This is a genomic window from Stakelama marina, from assembly GCF_018122655.1.
Classification (GTDB): Bacteria; Pseudomonadota; Alphaproteobacteria; order Sphingomonadales; family Sphingomonadaceae; genus Sphingomonas; species Sphingomonas marina.
On sequence record NZ_JAGRQC010000002.1, the window covers coordinates 87255 to 103781 of the forward strand.

At 63.3% G+C, this 16527-nt stretch carries 21 protein-coding genes; 4 read left to right on the top strand and 17 right to left on the bottom strand.

The window, feature by feature from the left end:
• Positions 1 to 9: 9 nt before the first annotated feature.
• From rpsC to rpsJ, 8 genes are all read right to left on the bottom strand, one after another.
• Positions 10 to 705: a 30S ribosomal protein S3 gene (gene rpsC / locus J7S20_RS06860; RefSeq protein ID WP_284053506.1), complete on the bottom strand. Its 696-nt coding sequence runs from the start codon at positions 703 to 705 to the stop codon at positions 10 to 12.
• Positions 705 to 1085 (bottom strand): 50S ribosomal protein L22, encoded by a 381-nt coding sequence (rplV, locus tag J7S20_RS06865; protein WP_284053507.1) that lies wholly within the window; start codon positions 1083 to 1085, stop codon positions 705 to 707. Before rplV ends, rpsC begins: the two co-directional genes overlap by 1 nt.
• Positions 1085 to 1360 (bottom strand): 30S ribosomal protein S19, encoded by a 276-nt coding sequence (gene rpsS, locus J7S20_RS06870; RefSeq protein WP_284053508.1) that lies wholly within the window; start codon positions 1358 to 1360, stop codon positions 1085 to 1087. The genes rplV and rpsS overlap by 1 nt, the downstream gene beginning before the upstream one ends.
• Positions 1361 to 1363: 3 nt before the next feature.
• On the bottom strand, positions 1364 to 2200 hold the full coding sequence (gene rplB / locus J7S20_RS06875; RefSeq protein WP_284053509.1) for a 50S ribosomal protein L2: 837 nt from the start codon (positions 2198 to 2200) through the stop codon (positions 1364 to 1366).
• A 5-nt stretch (positions 2201 to 2205) separates the two neighbouring features.
• A complete protein-coding gene (locus J7S20_RS06880; protein WP_284053510.1) occupies positions 2206 to 2523 on the bottom strand; it encodes a 50S ribosomal protein L23 in 318 nt (105 codons plus the stop codon).
• Positions 2516 to 3148 carry a 50S ribosomal protein L4 gene (gene rplD / locus J7S20_RS06885; protein ID WP_284053511.1) on the bottom strand — a complete coding sequence of 211 codons (633 nt, stop codon included), beginning with the start codon at positions 3146 to 3148 and terminating at the stop codon, positions 2516 to 2518. The genes J7S20_RS06880 and rplD overlap by 8 nt, the downstream gene beginning before the upstream one ends.
• Positions 3149 to 3152: 4 nt before the next feature.
• Positions 3153 to 3911 (bottom strand): 50S ribosomal protein L3, encoded by a 759-nt coding sequence (gene rplC / locus J7S20_RS06890; protein ID WP_284053512.1) that lies wholly within the window; start codon positions 3909 to 3911, stop codon positions 3153 to 3155.
• Positions 3912 to 4244: 333 nt separating this feature from the next.
• Entirely contained in the window at positions 4245 to 4556 is a 312-nt protein-coding gene (gene rpsJ / locus J7S20_RS06895; protein ID WP_284053513.1) for a 30S ribosomal protein S10, read from the bottom strand.
• A 371-nt stretch (positions 4557 to 4927) separates the two neighbouring features.
• Between rpsJ and J7S20_RS06900 the strand changes: the two genes are divergently transcribed.
• Entirely contained in the window at positions 4928 to 5701 is a 774-nt protein-coding gene (locus J7S20_RS06900; protein WP_284053514.1) for a helix-turn-helix domain-containing protein, read from the top strand.
• Between the two features lie 139 nt (positions 5702 to 5840).
• On the opposite strand, the gene tuf is transcribed toward J7S20_RS06900, so the two are convergent.
• From tuf to rpsL, 4 genes are all read right to left on the bottom strand, one after another.
• Entirely contained in the window at positions 5841 to 7031 is a 1191-nt protein-coding gene (gene tuf / locus J7S20_RS06905) for an elongation factor Tu (RefSeq protein ID WP_284053515.1), read from the bottom strand.
• A gap of 80 nt (positions 7032 to 7111) precedes the next feature.
• Complete coding sequence (gene fusA, locus J7S20_RS06910; RefSeq protein ID WP_284053516.1) at positions 7112 to 9184, bottom strand: elongation factor G; 2073 nt, start codon at positions 9182 to 9184, stop codon at positions 7112 to 7114.
• Positions 9185 to 9234: 50 nt separating this feature from the next.
• Positions 9235 to 9705, bottom strand: a complete 471-nt coding sequence (rpsG, locus tag J7S20_RS06915) for a 30S ribosomal protein S7 (protein WP_284053517.1) — start codon at positions 9703 to 9705, stop codon at positions 9235 to 9237.
• A 75-nt stretch (positions 9706 to 9780) separates the two neighbouring features.
• On the bottom strand, positions 9781 to 10152 hold the full coding sequence (rpsL, locus tag J7S20_RS06920; protein ID WP_284053518.1) for a 30S ribosomal protein S12: 372 nt from the start codon (positions 10150 to 10152) through the stop codon (positions 9781 to 9783).
• Positions 10153 to 10615: 463 nt separating this feature from the next.
• Between rpsL and J7S20_RS06925 the strand changes: the two genes are divergently transcribed.
• Together J7S20_RS06925 and J7S20_RS06930 are read left to right on the top strand one after the other, a co-directional pair.
• Positions 10616 to 11068 carry a bactofilin family protein gene (locus J7S20_RS06925; RefSeq protein ID WP_284053519.1) on the top strand — a complete coding sequence of 151 codons (453 nt, stop codon included), beginning with the start codon at positions 10616 to 10618 and terminating at the stop codon, positions 11066 to 11068.
• Between the two features lie 102 nt (positions 11069 to 11170).
• Positions 11171 to 11455 (top strand): hypothetical protein, encoded by a 285-nt coding sequence (locus J7S20_RS06930; protein WP_284053520.1) that lies wholly within the window; start codon positions 11171 to 11173, stop codon positions 11453 to 11455.
• Positions 11456 to 12152: 697 nt separating this feature from the next.
• Here the strand turns inward: J7S20_RS06930 and lpdA are convergent.
• The 5 genes from lpdA to J7S20_RS06955 are packed head-to-tail and all read right to left on the bottom strand — an operon-like array spanning position 12153 to position 15929.
• Positions 12153 to 13547 (bottom strand): dihydrolipoyl dehydrogenase, encoded by a 1395-nt coding sequence (lpdA, locus tag J7S20_RS06935; RefSeq protein ID WP_284053521.1) that lies wholly within the window; start codon positions 13545 to 13547, stop codon positions 12153 to 12155.
• 27 nt (positions 13548 to 13574) lie between these two features.
• Positions 13575 to 13955, bottom strand: coding sequence for an acyl-CoA thioesterase (locus tag J7S20_RS06940; RefSeq protein ID WP_284053522.1), 381 nt, complete (start codon positions 13953 to 13955; stop codon positions 13575 to 13577).
• Complete coding sequence (locus J7S20_RS06945) at positions 13948 to 14166, bottom strand: hypothetical protein (RefSeq protein WP_284053523.1); 219 nt, start codon at positions 14164 to 14166, stop codon at positions 13948 to 13950. The genes J7S20_RS06940 and J7S20_RS06945 overlap by 8 nt, the downstream gene beginning before the upstream one ends.
• On the bottom strand, positions 14166 to 14582 hold the full coding sequence (locus tag J7S20_RS06950) for a hypothetical protein (protein ID WP_284053524.1): 417 nt from the start codon (positions 14580 to 14582) through the stop codon (positions 14166 to 14168). The genes J7S20_RS06945 and J7S20_RS06950 overlap by 1 nt, the downstream gene beginning before the upstream one ends.
• A gap of 3 nt (positions 14583 to 14585) precedes the next feature.
• Complete coding sequence (locus tag J7S20_RS06955; RefSeq protein ID WP_284053525.1) at positions 14586 to 15929, bottom strand: pyruvate dehydrogenase complex dihydrolipoamide acetyltransferase; 1344 nt, start codon at positions 15927 to 15929, stop codon at positions 14586 to 14588.
• A 129-nt stretch (positions 15930 to 16058) separates the two neighbouring features.
• Here J7S20_RS06955 and J7S20_RS06960 point away from each other — a divergent pair, with 129 nt between their 5' ends.
• Complete coding sequence (locus J7S20_RS06960) at positions 16059 to 16514, top strand: universal stress protein (protein ID WP_284053526.1); 456 nt, start codon at positions 16059 to 16061, stop codon at positions 16512 to 16514.
• The last annotated feature ends 13 nt before the right edge of the window (positions 16515 to 16527 follow it).

The following is a 16527-nucleotide window of genomic DNA, read 5'->3' on the forward strand; positions in this document are numbered from 1 at the left end:
AGTCCCTGATTAGCGCGCCGGACGCACGCCGGAGGTCTGTGCCTCCATCATCAGACGGTCCTGCGCCAACGGATCATGGCCCAGAATTTCGCCCTTGAAGATCCACACCTTCACGCCGCACACGCCATAGGCGGTGTATGCGGTCGCTTCGGCGTAATCGACGTTCGCGCGCAGCGTGTGCAGCGGCACACGGCCTTCACGATACCATTCGGTCCGCGCGATCTCGGCGCCGCCGAGACGGCCCGAACAGGTGATCCGGATGCCCTCGGCACCCAGACGCAGCGCCGACTGCACCGCGCGCTTCATCGCGCGACGGAACGCGATGCGGCGCTCCAGCTGATCGGCAACGCCCTGCGCGACAAGCTTGGCGTCGATTTCCGGCTTGCGGATTTCGACGATGTTCAGGCTGACGTCGGACTTGGTCATGTCGGAAAGCGTGCGGCGCAGCTTTTCGATGTCCGCACCCTTCTTACCGATGATGACGCCGGGGCGCGCCGCATAGATCGACACGCGGCACAGCTTGGCCGGGCGCTCGATGACGACCTTGGAGATCGCCGCCTGCGGCACCTTTTCGAGGATGTACTTGCGGATCTTCAGATCCTCCATGAGGAGGCGGCCATAGTCATGGCCTTCCGCGTACCACCGGCTGTCCCAGGTGCGGTTGATCTGAAGGCGAAGCCCGATCGGATTGCTCTTGTGACCCATTACGCTTCTTCTTCCTGTTCACGCACGACGATCCGCAACCGGCTGAATGGCTTCAGGATGCGCGTCGACTTGCCGCGGCCGCGGGTCGCGAAACGCTTCATCGTGAGCGACTTGCCCACCGAAGCCTCGGCGACGACCAGCGCGTCCACATCGAGGTTGTGATTGTTTTCGGCGTTGGCGATCGCCGATGCGAGCACCTTGCGCGCGTCCACCGCCATCGCCTTCGTCGAGAACGAAAGGATGTTCATCGCCTCATCGGCCTTCTTGCCGCGGATCAGACCGGCGACAAGGTTCAGCTTCTGGGCGGAACCGCGAATCTGCGTCGCAACCGCCAGCGCTTCCTTGTCACCCACGCGGCGCGGAGCTGCCTGCTTGCTCATCAGCGCTTACCCTTCTTGTCGGCGGCGTGACCGGGGAAGAAACGCGTCGGCGCGAACTCACCCAGCTTCATGCCGACCATTTCCTCGTTGACCGACACCGGCACGAACTTGCGGCCGTTATAGACATTGAACGTCAGACCGACGAACTGCGGAAGGATCGTCGAACGACGCGACCAGGTCTTGATCGGCGCACGCGCGCCGCCTTCCTGAGCGGCTTCCGCCTTCTTCAGCAGATAGAGGTCGACGAACGGACCCTTGGAGACAGAACGAGCCATTGTTTAGCCCTTCTTCTTCGCGTGACGCGACCGGATGATCATCTTGTCGGTCCGCTTGTTGTTACGAGTACGGGCGCCCTTGGTCGGCTTGCCCCACGGCGTGACCGGATGACGGCCGCCAGAGGTCCGGCCTTCACCACCGCCATGCGGGTGGTCGACCGGGTTCTTGGCGACGCCGCGGGTCAGCGGACGCTTGCCGAGCCAGCGGTTACGACCCGCCTTGCCCAGGTTCTGGTTCTGGTTGTCGGGGTTCGACACCGCGCCGACCGTTCCCATGCAGTTGGCATGGATGTAGCGCTGCTCGCCCGAGTTCAGACGAACGATCACCATGCCGCGGTCACGACCGACGACCTGGACATAGGTGCCCGCCGAACGCGCGATCTGGCCGCCCTTGCCCGGCTTCATCTCCACATTGTGGCAGATGGTGCCGACCGGCATCTGACCCAGCTCCATGGCGTTGCCCGGCTTGGTATCGACCTTCTTGCCGGCGATGACCTTGTCACCCGCGGCGAGACGCTGCGGCGCGATGATATAGGCCTGCTCGCCATCGGCATATTCGACCAGCGCGATGAACGCGGTACGGTTGGGATCATATTCGATCCGCTGCACCGTGCCTTCGACGTCCCATTTGCGACGCTTGAAGTCGATGATGCGATAGCGCTGCTTGTGACCGCCCGCGATACCGCGCGACGTCACATGGCCCTTGTTGTTGCGGCCGCCGGTCTTGCGCTTGCCTTCGGTCAGCGCCTTGACGGGGCCGCCCTTGTGCAGGCCGGAGCGGTCGACGAGGACGAGTCCGCGTCGCGCCGGCGAGGTCGGATTATAATGCTTGAGTGCCATCTGCCTCAGATCCCCGTCGTGACGTCGATCATGTCGCCGTCCTTCAGCGTCACGATCGCCTTCTTCATGTCAGAGCGGCGATAGGGCGAACCCCGCCACTTCTTCGTCTTGCCCTTCTGGACAATGGTGTTCACGCCGGTGACCGAAACGTTGAACAGCGCCTCTACCGCAGCCTTGATCTCAGGCTTGGTCGCGTCGTTCGCCACCTTGAACACCACCGCATTGGCTTCGCTGACGAGCGTCGCCTTTTCGGTGATGTGGGGCCCGAGCACCACGTCGTAATGGCGGTTGTCGACCGCCGTCTTGGCAGGCTTCTTAGCCATTGAAACGCGCCTCCAGCTTTTCGACAGCGGCGCGCGTCAGCACCAGCGTGTCATGCTTCAGAATGTCGTAGACATTGGCGCCACCCGCCGGAAGCACATTGACTTCCATCAGGTTGCGAGCCGCCAGCGCGAAGCTGTTCTCGACTGCGTCGCCATCGATGACGAGCGCGGTCTTGCCAAAGCCCAGCTTGGCGAGGTCGCTCTTCAGCGCGGCCGTCTTACCGTCCTTCACGGTCAGCGTGTCGAGAACGACCAGCGAACCCGCCTTCGCGTGGCTCGACAGCGCCATCTTCAGGCCGAGCGCGCGAACCTTCTTGTTCAGCGACGGATTGAAGTCGCGAACGCGCGGGCCGTGCGCCTTGCCGCCGCCGATGAAGATCGGGGCCTTGCGGTCGCCATGGCGAGCCGTGCCGCCACCCTTCTGGCGGCCCCACTTCTTGCCGGTGCGGGCAACGTCGCTACGCTCGCGAGCAGCGCGGGCCGTGCCGCGGCGCTTCTCGAGCTGCCACGTGACGACGCGATGGAGAATATCGGCGCGCGGATCGAGACCGAAAATCTCGTCCTTGAGCTCGATATCGGCGCCCTTCGCCGCCTTCCCATCGAGGGTCTGTACCTTGACCTTCACGTTATCAGCCCTCCTGGCCTTCGGTCGCTTCCGCATTGTTCACGTCCTCGGCGGGCGTGTCGGCGGGAGCGGAGTCGTTGGAATTGGCCGCCTGCTTCAGACCGGCCGGAAACGGAGCGTCGGCATGGCGCGGCAGCTTCACCGCGTCCTTGACGACGAGCCATGCGCCCTTGTGACCGGGCACCGAACCCTTGACGAAGATCAGGCCGCGCTCTGCGTCGGTCGACACGATCTCGAGGTTCTGCTGCGTGCGATTGCGGTCACCCATATGGCCGGCCATCTTCTTGTTCTTGAAGACGCGACCCGGGTCCTGACGGTTACCCGTCGAACCGTGCGAGCGGTGCGAAACCGAAACGCCGTGCGTGGCACGAAGACCGCCGAAGCCCCAGCGCTTCATGGCGCCGGCGAAACCCTTACCCTGGGTACGGCCCGACACGTCGACCATCTGGCCGGCAACGAAGTGATCGGCCGACAGTTCGGCGCCCACTTCAAGAAGGCCATCCTCTTCGACGCGGAATTCGCAAAGCATCGCCTTGGGCTCGACCTCGGCCTTGCCGAAGTGGCCGCGCTGCGGCTTCGCAACGTTCTTGGCCTTGGCGCTTCCCGCGCCGATCTGGACGGCAGTGTAACCGTCCCTGTCCTTTTCGCGAACGGAAACGACCTGAACGCCTTCGAGCGCCAGAACGGTTACCGGCACGTGCCGGCCATCGTCCTGGAACAGGCGGGTCATCCCCATCTTCTTCGCGATCACGCCAGTGCGCATGATCTACAGCTCCTTAAACAGAGGCACCCTCGGGCCCATCCCGCGGGTGCTTGCGAACCCGATCCTGTGATCGAGCTCAGTTCCAACCCGGATATGTGCGAAGCGTGCCCCCGTCCCGGGCTGCTTATCCGGCAAGCCGGACATGACGGGAGACGCTGGCCCAGCGCACGAAAGCCGCTGGCGGTATCTCTATATCGTGTGAGTAGCGGTGTCCGCTTCTCTGCCTTTTCGCGTCATCCCGGTGGAAACCGGGATCTCTTCAAGCCAGGTCGACCCTGGAGGCCCGAGACTCCAGCTTCCGCCGGAGTGACGAAGAATCGAGAAGTGGCGCCTTTACGCCAGTTTGATCTCGACATCAACACCCGCGGCAAGATCGAGCTTCATCAGCGCATCGACCGTCTGCGGGGTGGGCTGAACGATGTCCAGCATCCGCTTGTAGGTGCGAACCTCGAACTGCTCGCGCGACTTCTTGTCGATGTGCGGGCCACGGTTCACAGTGAACTTGCCGATATGAGTCGGCAGGGGGATAGGACCACGGATCAGCGCTCCGGTACGACGCGCGGTGTCGGCGATGTCGCCGGTCGCCTGGTCGAGCACGCGGTGATCGAATGCCTTGAGGCGAATGCGGATATTCTGAGCTTCCATGTTCCTACCGATAAGAAAGAGCGGGGCAACGCTGCCAGACGCCACACCGGCCGTGCGCCGGGGCGACGGCTGAAAGGCCGCCTCTTGCTGTTCAAAACCAAATGTGAAGGCGGGCGTCTACAGGGGAGCGGCCGGGAGATCAAGCCCCGCAGCCACAATTTTATCGGGCCGCGCAGGTTGGCGCCCAATCGGATGGAGAGCCAATGTAACCAGGTTCAGGATTCACGCGCAAGCAGCAGCAATGCCCAACCGCCAACCGCGTGGCGCCCGAACGCGCACCACAGGAACAGGTGAGCGCGCCCACGCGGCTCTCGGGCCTACAAATTTTTGAGGGTGGCTGCGGTCGTACTCCTCACCTACTCCGATTTCCGATGGGCACGCAGGCAAATCACGGACCGGAGGCGCTGACCGAAAAGGAGAAGCAGACGCTTCGCATGATGGTACGCGGCCACGATGCCAAGTCGATCGCGGCCAGCCTCGACCTGTCGGTGCATACGATCAACGGACGACTGCGCGACGCGCGGCGCAAAATGGCGGCGACCAGCAGCCGCGAGGCCGCGCGGCAACTGCTGGAGGCCGAAGGTGGACTGGCTTCGCGCCCACCCGAAAATCTTGTCGGCAAGGAAATCGGCGGAGACCCACGCATCGAACAGGTGGATCAGGGAGCGGCGCCGATCGGCGGCGCGAGGCACGGACTCTCCCGCCCCTGGATCATCACCGGAGTCCTTCTCATGACGCTTGCCCTGGCACTTGCCGCACTCACCATCCTGCCCCACGGGCCATCGCCCCTTGCGCAAACGCCGACGACCGAGAGCCCGGCGACCAATCCGGAAGTGGTCGACATCGCGCGCCACTGGCTCGAACTGGTCGACGAGGGACAGTGGAAGGAAAGCTATCAGGCGACCGGCGCCTCGTTCCAGAGGCTCAACACCGAAGCAGCATGGGCGAAGGCGTCTGAACAGATTCGCCCGCCGCTCGGCGTGGTCATATCGCGCACGTTCGCCAGCCACGAGGACGTCCCTGCCCCTCCGCACGGCTACGAGGTCGTTCGCTTTCACACCAAATTCGCCAACCGTGCCGACGAGGCGGTCGAAACGGTTTCGCTCGACCGAGAGAACGGCGAGTGGCGCGTGACCGGCGTCTGAATCGAGTAGGGGCGGCCCCGCCAATCGCATATCGTCGCCCCGGCCGCCGAGCCGGGGTCCCACTTAACCTTCAAAACAAAAAGCCCGGCCTCCCCTGGGGGAAGCCGGGCTCTTCATTCTCAGCCCTCGCGGGCGTCGATTACTTGTCGATGGCGCTCACGACGCCCGCGCCGACGGTGCGACCGCCTTCACGGATGGTGAAGCGCTGGCCGACGTCCATCGCGATCGGCGCGATGAGCTTGACGCCCAGCGCGACATTGTCGCCCGGCATGACCATCTCGGTGCCCTCGGGCAGCTCGACGGTGCCGGTGACGTCGGTCGTGCGGAAGTAGAACTGCGGACGATAGTTCGCGAAGAACGGCGTGTGACGGCCGCCTTCGTCCTTCGACAGGACGTACACTTCCGACTTGAACTCGGTGTGCGGCGTGATCGAACCCGGCTTGGCCAGAACCTGGCCACGCTCGACCTCATCACGAGCAACGCCGCGGATCAGCGCGCCGACATTGTCGCCGGCATGACCTTCGTCGAGCAGCTTGCGGAACATCTCGACGCCGGTGACCGTGGTCTTGCGGGTGTCGTTGATGCCGACGATCTCGACTTCCTCGCCAACCTTGATGACGCCGGTTTCGATACGGCCGGTGACGACGGTACCGCGACCCGAGATCGAGAACACGTCTTCGATCGGCATCATGAACGGCTTGTCGAGCGGACGCTCCGGCTCAGGGATGTACTCGTCGACATTGCGCATCAGCTCGAGAATGGCCTTCTTGCCGATCTCTTCGTTGCTGTCTTCGAGAGCGGCGAGCGCCGAACCCTTGATGATCGGAATATCGTCGCCCGGGAACTCATACGAGCTCAGCAGTTCGCGAACTTCGAGCTCGACCAGCTCGAGCAGTTCCTCGTCGTCGACCTGGTCGACCTTGTTGAGGAACACGACCATCGCCGGAACGCCGACCTGACGGGCGAGCAGGATGTGCTCGCGGGTCTGCGGCATCGGGCCGTCGGCGGCCGAAACCACCAGGATCGCGCCGTCCATCTGCGCCGCGCCGGTGATCATGTTCTTCACATAGTCGGCGTGGCCGGGGCAGTCGACGTGCGCATAGTGGCGCTTTTCGGTTTCATACTCGACGTGCGCGGTCGAGATGGTGATGCCGCGCTCGCGCTCTTCCGGAGCCTTGTCGATGTTGGCGAAGTCGACCGCGGTGCCGCCGCCCGTTTCGGCGAGGACCTTGGTGATCGCCGCCGTCAGCGACGTCTTACCATGGTCGACGTGACCGATGGTGCCGATGTTGAGGTGCGGTTTGGACCGCTCGTACTTTGCTTTCGCCATTGCTTCCTACCTTTTGATCTACGCTAGTTCCGAATCAAACGGGACGACGCGAGTGCGCGCCCTTACCGAGTTCCTGGCCGTTATGCCAGCTTCGCCTTCACTTCGTCGGCCACGTTCTGCGGCACTTCGTCGTAATGCGAGAACTGCATCGAATATTGCGCCCGGCCCTGGGTGAACGAACGCAGCTCGTTCACGTAACCGAACATGTTGGCCAGCGGCACCATCGCCTCGACGACCTGAGCGTTGCCCCGGCTGTCGGTACCCTGGATCTGTCCGCGGCGGCTGTTCATGTCGCCGATGACGTCGCCAAGATAATCTTCCGGCGTCACGACCTCGACCTTCATTACCGGTTCGAGGAGCTTGATGCCGGCCTTCTGCGCCACCTCGCGCATTGCGCCGCGAGCGGTAATCTCGAACGCCAGCGCCGACGAGTCGACGTCGTGATACTTGCCGTCGACGAGGTGAACCTCGAAGTCGATGATCGGGAAGCCGATCAGGTGACCCGTCTCGGCAGTCTCGCGGAAACCCTTTTCGACCGACGGGATGTATTCGCGCGGAATGTTGCCGCCCTTGATCTCGTCGAAGAACTGGAAGCCCGAGCCACGCTCGCCGGGAGCGACCTGCACCTTCACTTCACCGAACTGACCCGAACCACCCGACTGCTTCTTGTGGGTGTAGGTCAGCTCGACCGGCTTGGCGAGATATTCGCGATACGCCACCTGCGGCGCACCGACATTCGCCTCGACCTTGAACTCGCGCTTCATGCGATCGACGAGGATGTCGAGGTGAAGCTCGCCCATGCCCTTGATGATCGTCTGGCCCGATTCGTGATCGGTCGAAACCCGGAACGACGGATCCTCGGCGGCCAGGCGGTTGAGCGCAACGCCCATCTTTTCCTGGTCGGCCTTGGTCTTCGGTTCCACCGACAGTTCAATAACCGGCTCGGGGAATTCCATCCGCTCGAGGATGATCGGCGCCGACGGCGCGCACAGCGTGTCACCGGTCGTCGTTTCCTTCAGCCCCGCGATAGCGACGATGTCGCCGGCATAGGCCTCTTCGATGTCCTCACGGCTGTTCGCATGCATCAGCAGCATACGGCCGATCTTTTCCTTTTTGTCCTTCACCGAGTTCAGGACCGAGCCCTTTTCGAGCTTGCCCGAATAGATGCGCGCGAAGGTCAGCGAGCCGACGAACGGGTCGTTCATGATCTTGAACGCCAGCGCCGAGAACGGAGCCTCGTCGGACGACGGACGGCTGTCCTCCTCGTCGCTGTCGGGCTTGACGCCCTTGATCGCGGGGACGTCGATCGGGCTGGGCAGATAGTCGACGATCGCGTCGAGCAGCGGCTGCACACCCTTGTTCTTGAACGCCGAGCCGCAGATGACGGGCACGAAGGCGTGCTCCAGCGTGCCCTTGCGGATCAGCTTGCGCAGCGTGTCGGCGTCGGGCTCGTTGCCCTCCAGATACGCTTCCATCGCATCGTCGTCCTGCTCGACGGCGAGCTCGATCAGGTCCTGGCGATACTGGGCCGCCTTGTCGACGAGATCCTCGGGGATTTCCTCATATTCGAACTTGGCGCCCAGGCCGTCATTTTCCCAGACGATCGCGCGCTGTTCGACCAGGTCGACCAGACCGCGCAGGTCGCTCTCGATCCCGATCGGGATATAGAGAACCGCCGGAGTCGCACCGAGGCGCTCCTTGATCGAATCGACGCAATATTCGAAATTCGCGCCCATGCGGTCGAGCTTGTTGATGAAGCACATCCGCGGAACCTTGTACTTGTCCGCCTGGCGCCACACCGTTTCCGACTGCGGCTCGACGCCGGCAACGCCGTCGAAGCACGCGACCGCACCGTCGAGCACACGCAGCGAACGCTCGACTTCGATCGTGAAGTCGACGTGTCCCGGCGTATCGATGATGTTGATCCGGTGATCTTTCCAGAAGCAGGTCGTCGCAGCGGACGTGATCGTGATGCCACGCTCCTGCTCCTGCTCCATCCAGTCCATCGTCGCCGTGCCTTCGTGCACTTCGCCGATCTTGTAGGACTTGCCGGTGTAGAACAGGATGCGCTCGGTGGTCGTCGTCTTACCGGCATCGATGTGCGCCATGATGCCGATATTGCGATAGGTGTTGAGCGGTTCTTTGCGAGCCATCTGGAAAAAACTCCGTGCCGGGGAAACCGTCCCCGGCGATCAATTAAAAACTACCAGCGGTAATGCGAGAAGGCGCGGTTCGCCTCTGCCATGCGGTGCGTGTCCTCACGCTTCTTCACCGCGTTGCCGCGATTGTTAGCGGCGTCCATCAGCTCGCCCGACAGACGGGCGGCCATGGTGTGCTCGCTGCGGGCGCGCGCCGCGCCGATCAGCCAGCGGATCGCCAGCGCCTGCGCACGCTCGGGACGAACCTCGACCGGAACCTGATAGGTCGCACCACCGACGCGGCGGCTGCGGACCTCGATGCCCGGCTTGATGTTGTTGAGCGCCTCGTGGAACACGCCCAGCGGCTCCTTCTTGGCGCGCGCTTCGACGGTGTCGAGCGCACCATAGACGATACCTTCGGCGACGGACTTCTTACCGTCCAGCATCACCGAGTTCATGAACTTCGAAAGCACCACATCCCCGAACTTGGGATCGGGCAGGATTTCCCGCTTTTCGGGACGACGACGACGAGACATGTTTCGTTTTCCTCTTAACTTCAGCCATGGATGACCGCACGCTTGCCGGACCGCAAAGCCCGGCAGTCGGTCGGCTTACTTCGGACGCTTGGCGCCGTACTTCGAGCGGGACTGACGACGATCCTTGACACCCTGGGTGTCGAGAACGCCGCGCAGGACGTGATAGCGGACACCGGGAAGGTCGCGAACACGACCGCCGCGGATCAGCACCACCGAGTGCTCCTGCAGATTGTGCCCCTCGCCGGGGATATAGCTGATGACTTCGCGCTGGTTGGTCAGGCGGACCTTGGCAACCTTGCGAAGCGCCGAGTTCGGCTTTTTCGGCGTCGTCGTATAGACACGCGTGCAGACACCGCGCTTCTGCGGGTTCTGCTCCATCGCGGGAACCTTCGACTTGGCCTTCTGAATGTCGCGGCCCTTGCGGACCAACTGATTGATCGTCGGCATGAAGCCCTTCACCTTATGTTACCGGCATATTCCGGCGGTTACTTTGCTGGAGCCCTTGTCGTGCAATACCAAAAGGCCGGGGTGCCTCTCGACCTCCCGGGCCATTCGTCTCCAACAACGTTCAGCTCTATGTTCCGTCGTGAGAAATCGGCACATGGACCTTGGCCCGGCCATCCCACGGACGCGCGGCCCTATAGCCAGCGCGGCGGGTACGGTCAATGGCCGAGCGCACGCTTTTGGAGCGCTGCCGTTATCGAGCTGCCGCAAAGCCCGAATTAGGCATTGCCGCGGGCAACGGCAAGCCCCCTCGCCGACCGGCGTTTACCAGATGCGTTTATCGACTAGCAGTGCTGTGGATGCGACGCACCGATCCCACGAAGCGCGCGATCACGGGCATGATGCGTGCGGGAAGGATTCGCCGTTCGCGCGGCGATATGGATTTTCGGGGACCGGGGAGCAAGCAATGTTCGGTAACAAGAAGAATGGCCACGATCAGGCGAGGCCGATGGCGCCGACGAGCGGGAACGGCAAGCGGGGAATGTTCTCGATGCTGAGCCCCGACATCGTCGTGACCGGCAATATAGAGGCAAGCGCCGACCTGCACATCGACGGCCGTATCGAGGGCGATGTCGCCTGCGCAGCGCTCGTGCAGGGCAGCGAGAGCCATATCGTCGGCTCGATCCGCGCCGACGCGGCGCGCATCGCCGGCACCGTGGAGGGCGGCGTGCAGGCGCGCGAGCTGATCGTCGAAGCCGGCGCGGTGATTACAGGCGATGTCGAATATCAGTCGATCTCGATCGAAACCGGTGCACAGGTGGATGGGCGGCTGAAGCACGTCACCCCGCGCGACAGCGACGTCGCGTCGGGCGCGGCGCAGGACGGGCTGCGCCTGATCGAGACCGCCGAAGCAGGCTGATTCCGGCGGCGGCAGGCGCAGCACTTTAACTCTTGGCTACTTCGCTGCGCTCTGGACTACTCGCCCTTCTCTACCCATCTGTGCTGGCACAAGGAGACGACAATGGTCAGTGGATCGAACGCCGGCATCATGTCCGAATATCTCATCAAATATGCTGCCATATTGGCTAGCGATCGCGAACGGCCGAGCGAATTGCTCGAAACGCTGTACATGACGGAGCGATTTCGCGCGGGCGATGATTTGAAATCAGCGCGTCAACTTTATGACTACTCGATTTGGAAAGACGTCTCCGCCGACGAGATCGAACGCCGTATTGCCGCGCTGGACGAATATATGGTTGAATTTGCCCGCGAACGCGCTGCGATGTGGGGGCTCGGCCAAGCGTAACGACCAAGAAGCAACGTCATGCCGGACTTGATCCGGCATCCATGGACCGGCATTCGCCGGGCGCGCCTTGGGTGGACGTTGCGCCATGGACCCCGGATCAAGTCCGGGGTGACGGGTGTGACGGAGGCTCGCCACAGTGATCGGACCGGACTGAAATCTAACCAAAGCCGATTTGTCGCCGCTGGTTGCGAAGCTACCGATCCACTGTGTCAGCACCATAGTGCCGCGGGAGTTTCGATTTCAGCACTATCAGCATCGTGACGAAGGGCGCCAGACCCACAAGCGATGCCCAGCCGAACCCGAGCTGCGCCTCGAGATACGCGACGGCGGTATATTGGCAGGCCTTACCGATCACGACGCCGAGGACGACCAGCAAGATTCCGCAGAACAAGCGAACGATCGGGTATAAGAGTCGAAGCAGGGACGGCTCCTCACGCGCTTTTCGTTCAACCTAGCTGCGCGATGCGAGAACCTCAAATGCTGCCGGCCTCAACGTCTGCGGGAAGCCTTTCGAAAGCTCGAACGGCGCGGCAGACTCCTTTTCCGTCATGCCGGACTTGATCCGGCATCCATGGACCAACATTCGCCGGATGCTCCTTGAGTCAACGCAGCGCCCATGGACCCCGGATCAAGTCCGGGGTGACGGTGGTGGAGTGCGAGGCGGTGAGGCAGCGCTTATCGCCGCCCCGCCGCTGCCTCAGATATGCAGCGCGCGGCCGTAGGCGCCGAGGACGCTTTCGTGCATCATCTCGCTCAGCGTCGGGTGGGCGAAGACGGTTTCCATCAGCTCGGCCTCGGTCGTCTCGAGCTGGCGCGAGACGACATAGCCCTGGATCAGCTCGGTCACCTCGGCGCCGACCATGTGCGCGCCGAGCAACTCGCCGGTCTTTTCGTCGAACACCGTCTTGATAAAGCCCTCGGCCTCGCCCAGCGCGATCGCCTTGCCGTTGCCGATAAAGGGGAATTTTCCGACCTTGACCTTGTGCCCGGCCTCCTTGGCCTTCGCCTCGGTCAGGCCAACGCTCGCGACCTGCGGGCGCGAATAGGTGCAGCCCGGGATGTTCCACTTCTCGAACGGGTGCGGCTTTTCGCCGGCGATCGCCTCGACGCAGACAACGCCTTCATGGCTCGCCTTGTGCGCCAGCCACGGCGCGCCGGTGACGTCGCCGATCGCATAGATGCCGTCGACATTGGTGCGGGCATAGCCGTCGGTGACGATGTGCCCCTTCTCGGTCTTCACGCCGAGGTCCTCGAGCCCGATATCCTCGGTATTGGGGACGATGCCGATCGCGACGATGACGTGGCTGTATTCCTCGGTGGAGGTCTTGCCGTCCTTGCCCTTGATCGACGCCTTCACGCCCTTGGCGGACGTCTCCAGCTTCTCGACGCCGGCGCCGGTCATGATCTTCATGCCCTGCTTTTGCAGCGTCTTGTCCATGTGTGCTGAGATTTCCTCGTCCTCCACGGGCAGGATGCGCGGCAGCATCTCGACGATGGTCACGTCGGCGCCCATGTCCGAATAGAAGCTGGCGAATTCGACGCCGATCGCGCCCGATCCGATGACGAGCAGCTTGGTCGGCATCTCCTCAGGCGTCATCGCGTGGCGATAGGTCCAGATTCGCTTGCCGTCGGCCTTTGCGAACGGCAGGTCGCGCGCCCGCGCGCCGGTCGCGACGATGATGTGCTTGGCGGTGAGTTCGGTCTTCTTGTCGCCCTGCGTAACGGTCAGCTTGCCCTTGCCGGTCAGCTTGCCGACGCCTTCGTGCACGGCGACCTTGTTCTTCTTCATCAGCCCCTTCACGCCGGCATTGAGCTGGCCCGAAACCTTGCGGCTGCGCTCGACGATCTTCGCCAGGTCGAAGCCGACATTGTCGGCCTTGAGCCCGTAATCCTTGGCATGCTGCATGTAGTGATAGACTTCCGACGTGCGCAGCAGCGCCTTGGTCGGGATGCAACCCCAGTTGAGGCAGATGCCGCCCAGCCGCTCGCGCTCGACGATCGCGGTCTTGAGGCCGAGCTGGCTCGCACGGATCGCCGCGACATAGCCGCCGGGGCCGGAACCGAGAATGATGAGGTCGTAGGATTCAGCCACGAAAATGCTCCTGTCGAAATCGTAAATCTATGATGCCAGCGGGCGCGGCTTTCGCGCTTCGTCGATCGCGACGAACACGAAGCGCGCCTGCGTCACGCGACATTGTTCTTCCTGGTGCCGGTCGCGGCGCCATGCCTCGACATCGATCGTCATCGAGGTCCGCCCCGTCGCGACCAGATCGGCATAGACCGACACCTCGTCCCCGACGAGGACGGGGGCGTGGAATTTCATCCCTTCCACCGCGATCGTCACCGCGCGTCCCTTGGAATGGCGCGACGCGACCAGGCCGGCGGCCATGTCCATCTGGCTCATCAGCCAGCCGCCGAAAATATCGCCATAAGGATTGGCGTCGGCGGGCATCGTCGTCACGCGGATCGCCGGTTCGCACTGCGGCGGCCGTTCAGCCATCGATATTATCCTTTCGCAGTCTCGCGCGGTCGAGCCTGTAGGCTCGCCAGATCGGCGCGACGCCCATCGCGACGATGACGACCATCGCCGCGTCGGTGACCAGCCAGATATCGCGCGTTCCGATGGGATAGGCCCAGGCAGAGGCGTAGCCGAGGGTCAACGCCGCGATCAGGCCGCCGATCAGGAACAGTATCTCGATCAGGACGCGCATCAATTGCTCCTCGCGAGGCGACGAAACGGTTTGCGATACAGCAGCCAGAAGCCGAACCCGCTCGTCAGTCCGAAAGCGGCCCCATATCCGATCGCCATCGCACGAAGGCCGGACGAGGTGCCGAAAAAGAACAATGCCACCACCCCGGCTGCAAAGACGCCGCCGATCGCACCGGCGATGGTCGCGAGCACCGGCTGGTCGAAGCGCAGGCCCATGCCCGTTCGGTACAGCACCGTTCCCGCGACTGCCATTCCCAGCATGGCCAGCGGAAACGCCAGCAGCGCCAGCCCGACATACCAGCTCAACGCAAGCGGATCGCTGGGCGACACGCCACGCAGCGCCCAGTCGAACAGGATCGCAAGCGGCACGCCCGCCAGTACGGCAAGCAACGCCGCTGCTGGCAGGCGCCAGACCATGGCTCAGGCGATCATGCCGAGCGGCGCTTCGACCAGCTCCTTGAAGAGCTTGAGCATCGCCGCACCGTCGGCACCGTCGATCGCGCGGTGATCGAAGCTGCCGGTCGCCGACATCACGGTCGCGGTCGAAAGCGCATCATCGACGATATAGGGCCGCTTCTCGCCGGCACCGACCGCGAGAATCATGCCCTGCGGCGGATTGATGACCGCGTCGAACTGCTTGATGCCGAACATGCCCATGTTCGACAGCGACGCGGTGCCGCCCTGATATTCTTCAGGCTTCAGCTTGTTTTCCTTCGCGCGGCCGGCAAGGTCCTTCATCTCGGTCGAGATCGAAGACACGCTCTTGTTCGCGGCGTCCTTGATGATCGGCGTAATCAGCCCCGACGGCGTCGAGACCGCGACCGACACGTCGGCGCGGTGATATTTGATCAGCTTGTCGCCGGCGAAGGTCACGTTGCACTTCGGGCTCGCTTCCAGCGCCACGCCGAGCGCCTTGATCAGCAGGTCGTTGACCGACAGCTTCACGCCCCGCGCCTCGAGCGACTTGTTGAGTTCGCCGCGCAGCTTGAGGAGCGCGTCGAGGCGGATGTCGACCGTCAGATAGATGTGCGGGATCGTCTGCTTCGCTTCGGTCAGGCGGCGCGCGATCGTCTTGCGGATATTGGAGAGCTTTTCTTCCTCGTGCGGGATCGAATCGTCGAACCACACCGATTTCGGCTCGACCGGAGCGGCAGCAGGCGCCTCGGCTGTGGCAGGTGCCGCCTTTTCGGCAGGCTTGGCTCCGGGCTTCGCACCCTCGACATCGGCCTTGACGATCCGGCCGCGCGGACCGGAACCGGTCACGCCCGCCAGGTCGATCCCCTTGTCGGCGGCGATGCGGCGCGCCAGCGGGCTCGCCTTGATGCGCTCGCCGTCCTGCGTCGGCGCGGGACCGGCAGAGGTGGCGGGCTTGCCGTGATCCTCGGCCTGTTCGACGCCGCGCTTCGCGCTCTTGGCTTCGCCGCCGGTCTTGTTCGGATCGCTCGCGTCGGGCTTGCCCTCGTCATTTTCGGGCTTCGGCGTTTCCGACTTGGACGGCGCCTCGATATCGTCGGCATCCTCGCCCTCTTCGGCGAGAATGGCGATCACCGCCCCGACCTTCACATTGTCAGTGCCTTCGGGAACGACAATCTTCGCGATCGTGCCCTCGTCGACCGCCTCGAACTCCATCGTCGCCTTGTCGGTTTCGATCTCCGCCATCAGATCGCCCGAGGAAACAGTGTCCCCTTCCTTCACCAGCCATTTGGCGAGCGTGCCTTCTTCCATGGTGGGCGACAACGCGGGCATCTTGATTTCGATCGACATTGAGGGTCCTGATCGCTTGAGTCCTGGGGAGCGCTCTCCATCACCATCGCGAGGGGTCGGGTCAAGCCCACGCTATTGCGAAATTGAGCGCTTCACGCCACTGAACGCCATTGGGGAGGTATTCTATCCATGCGCACCTATCTGGTGGTCATCGACGAAAGCAAGGAATCCGAAGCCGCGCTGCGCTTCGCCGCGCGACGTGCGGTAAAGACCGGCGGCGGCGTCGAAATCCTAGCCTTCATCCCCGCGCCCGACTTCGTCCAATGGGGCGGAGTCATGGCGACGATGGAGGAAGAGGCACGCCAACGCGCCGAGGCGCTGGTCGCAGGCGCCGCCGGAACGCTGCTTGAAGAATCGGGGCTGAAACCTTCGATCACCGTGCGCAAGGGTGACGGACCGAAGATCGTGCGCGAGATGATCGAGGCGAACAAGGACATCGCCGCGCTGGTGCTCGGCGCGGCGCCGGAAGGCGTTCCCGGCCCGCTGGTTGCGCATTTCGCCGGTACCGACGCCGGAAAGTTGCCGGTTCCGGTGATGATTATCCCGGGCAATCTCGATCGCGAAGCAATCGACCGGCTGAGCTGAGCCGAGCGAAACG

Bases quoted from the DNA above. Each gene is read 5' to 3' on its own strand.
- rpsC (WP_284053506.1), bottom strand. From the start codon at position 705: ATGGGTCACAAGAGCAATCCGATCGGGCTTCGCCTTCAGATCAACCGC.
- rplV (WP_284053507.1), bottom strand. From the start codon at position 1,085: ATGAGCAAGCAGGCAGCTCCGCGCCGCGTGGGTGACAAGGAAGCGCTG.
- rpsS (WP_284053508.1), bottom strand. From the start codon at position 1,360: ATGGCTCGTTCTGTCTCCAAGGGTCCGTTCGTCGACCTCTATCTGCTG.
- rplB (WP_284053509.1), bottom strand. From the start codon at position 2,200: ATGGCACTCAAGCATTATAATCCGACCTCGCCGGCGCGACGCGGACTC.
- J7S20_RS06880 (WP_284053510.1), bottom strand. From the start codon at position 2,523: ATGGCTAAGAAGCCTGCCAAGACGGCGGTCGACAACCGCCATTACGAC.
- rplC (WP_284053512.1), bottom strand. From the start codon at position 3,911: ATGCGCACTGGCGTGATCGCGAAGAAGATGGGGATGACCCGCCTGTTC.
- rpsJ (WP_284053513.1), bottom strand. From the start codon at position 4,556: ATGGAAGCTCAGAATATCCGCATTCGCCTCAAGGCATTCGATCACCGC.
- J7S20_RS06900 (WP_284053514.1), top strand. From the start codon at position 4,928: ATGGGCACGCAGGCAAATCACGGACCGGAGGCGCTGACCGAAAAGGAG.
- tuf (WP_284053515.1), bottom strand. From the start codon at position 7,031: ATGGCGAAAGCAAAGTACGAGCGGTCCAAACCGCACCTCAACATCGGC.
- fusA (WP_284053516.1), bottom strand. From the start codon at position 9,184: ATGGCTCGCAAAGAACCGCTCAACACCTATCGCAATATCGGCATCATG.
- rpsG (WP_284053517.1), bottom strand. From the start codon at position 9,705: ATGTCTCGTCGTCGTCGTCCCGAAAAGCGGGAAATCCTGCCCGATCCC.
- rpsL (WP_284053518.1), bottom strand. From the start codon at position 10,152: ATGCCGACGATCAATCAGTTGGTCCGCAAGGGCCGCGACATTCAGAAG.
- J7S20_RS06925 (WP_284053519.1), top strand. From the start codon at position 10,616: ATGTTCGGTAACAAGAAGAATGGCCACGATCAGGCGAGGCCGATGGCG.
- J7S20_RS06930 (WP_284053520.1), top strand. From the start codon at position 11,171: ATGGTCAGTGGATCGAACGCCGGCATCATGTCCGAATATCTCATCAAA.
- J7S20_RS06940 (WP_284053522.1), bottom strand. From the start codon at position 13,955: ATGGCTGAACGGCCGCCGCAGTGCGAACCGGCGATCCGCGTGACGACG.
- J7S20_RS06945 (WP_284053523.1), bottom strand. From the start codon at position 14,166: ATGCGCGTCCTGATCGAGATACTGTTCCTGATCGGCGGCCTGATCGCG.
- J7S20_RS06950 (WP_284053524.1), bottom strand. From the start codon at position 14,582: ATGGTCTGGCGCCTGCCAGCAGCGGCGTTGCTTGCCGTACTGGCGGGC.
- J7S20_RS06955 (WP_284053525.1), bottom strand. From the start codon at position 15,929: ATGTCGATCGAAATCAAGATGCCCGCGTTGTCGCCCACCATGGAAGAA.
- J7S20_RS06960 (WP_284053526.1), top strand. From the start codon at position 16,059: ATGCGCACCTATCTGGTGGTCATCGACGAAAGCAAGGAATCCGAAGCC.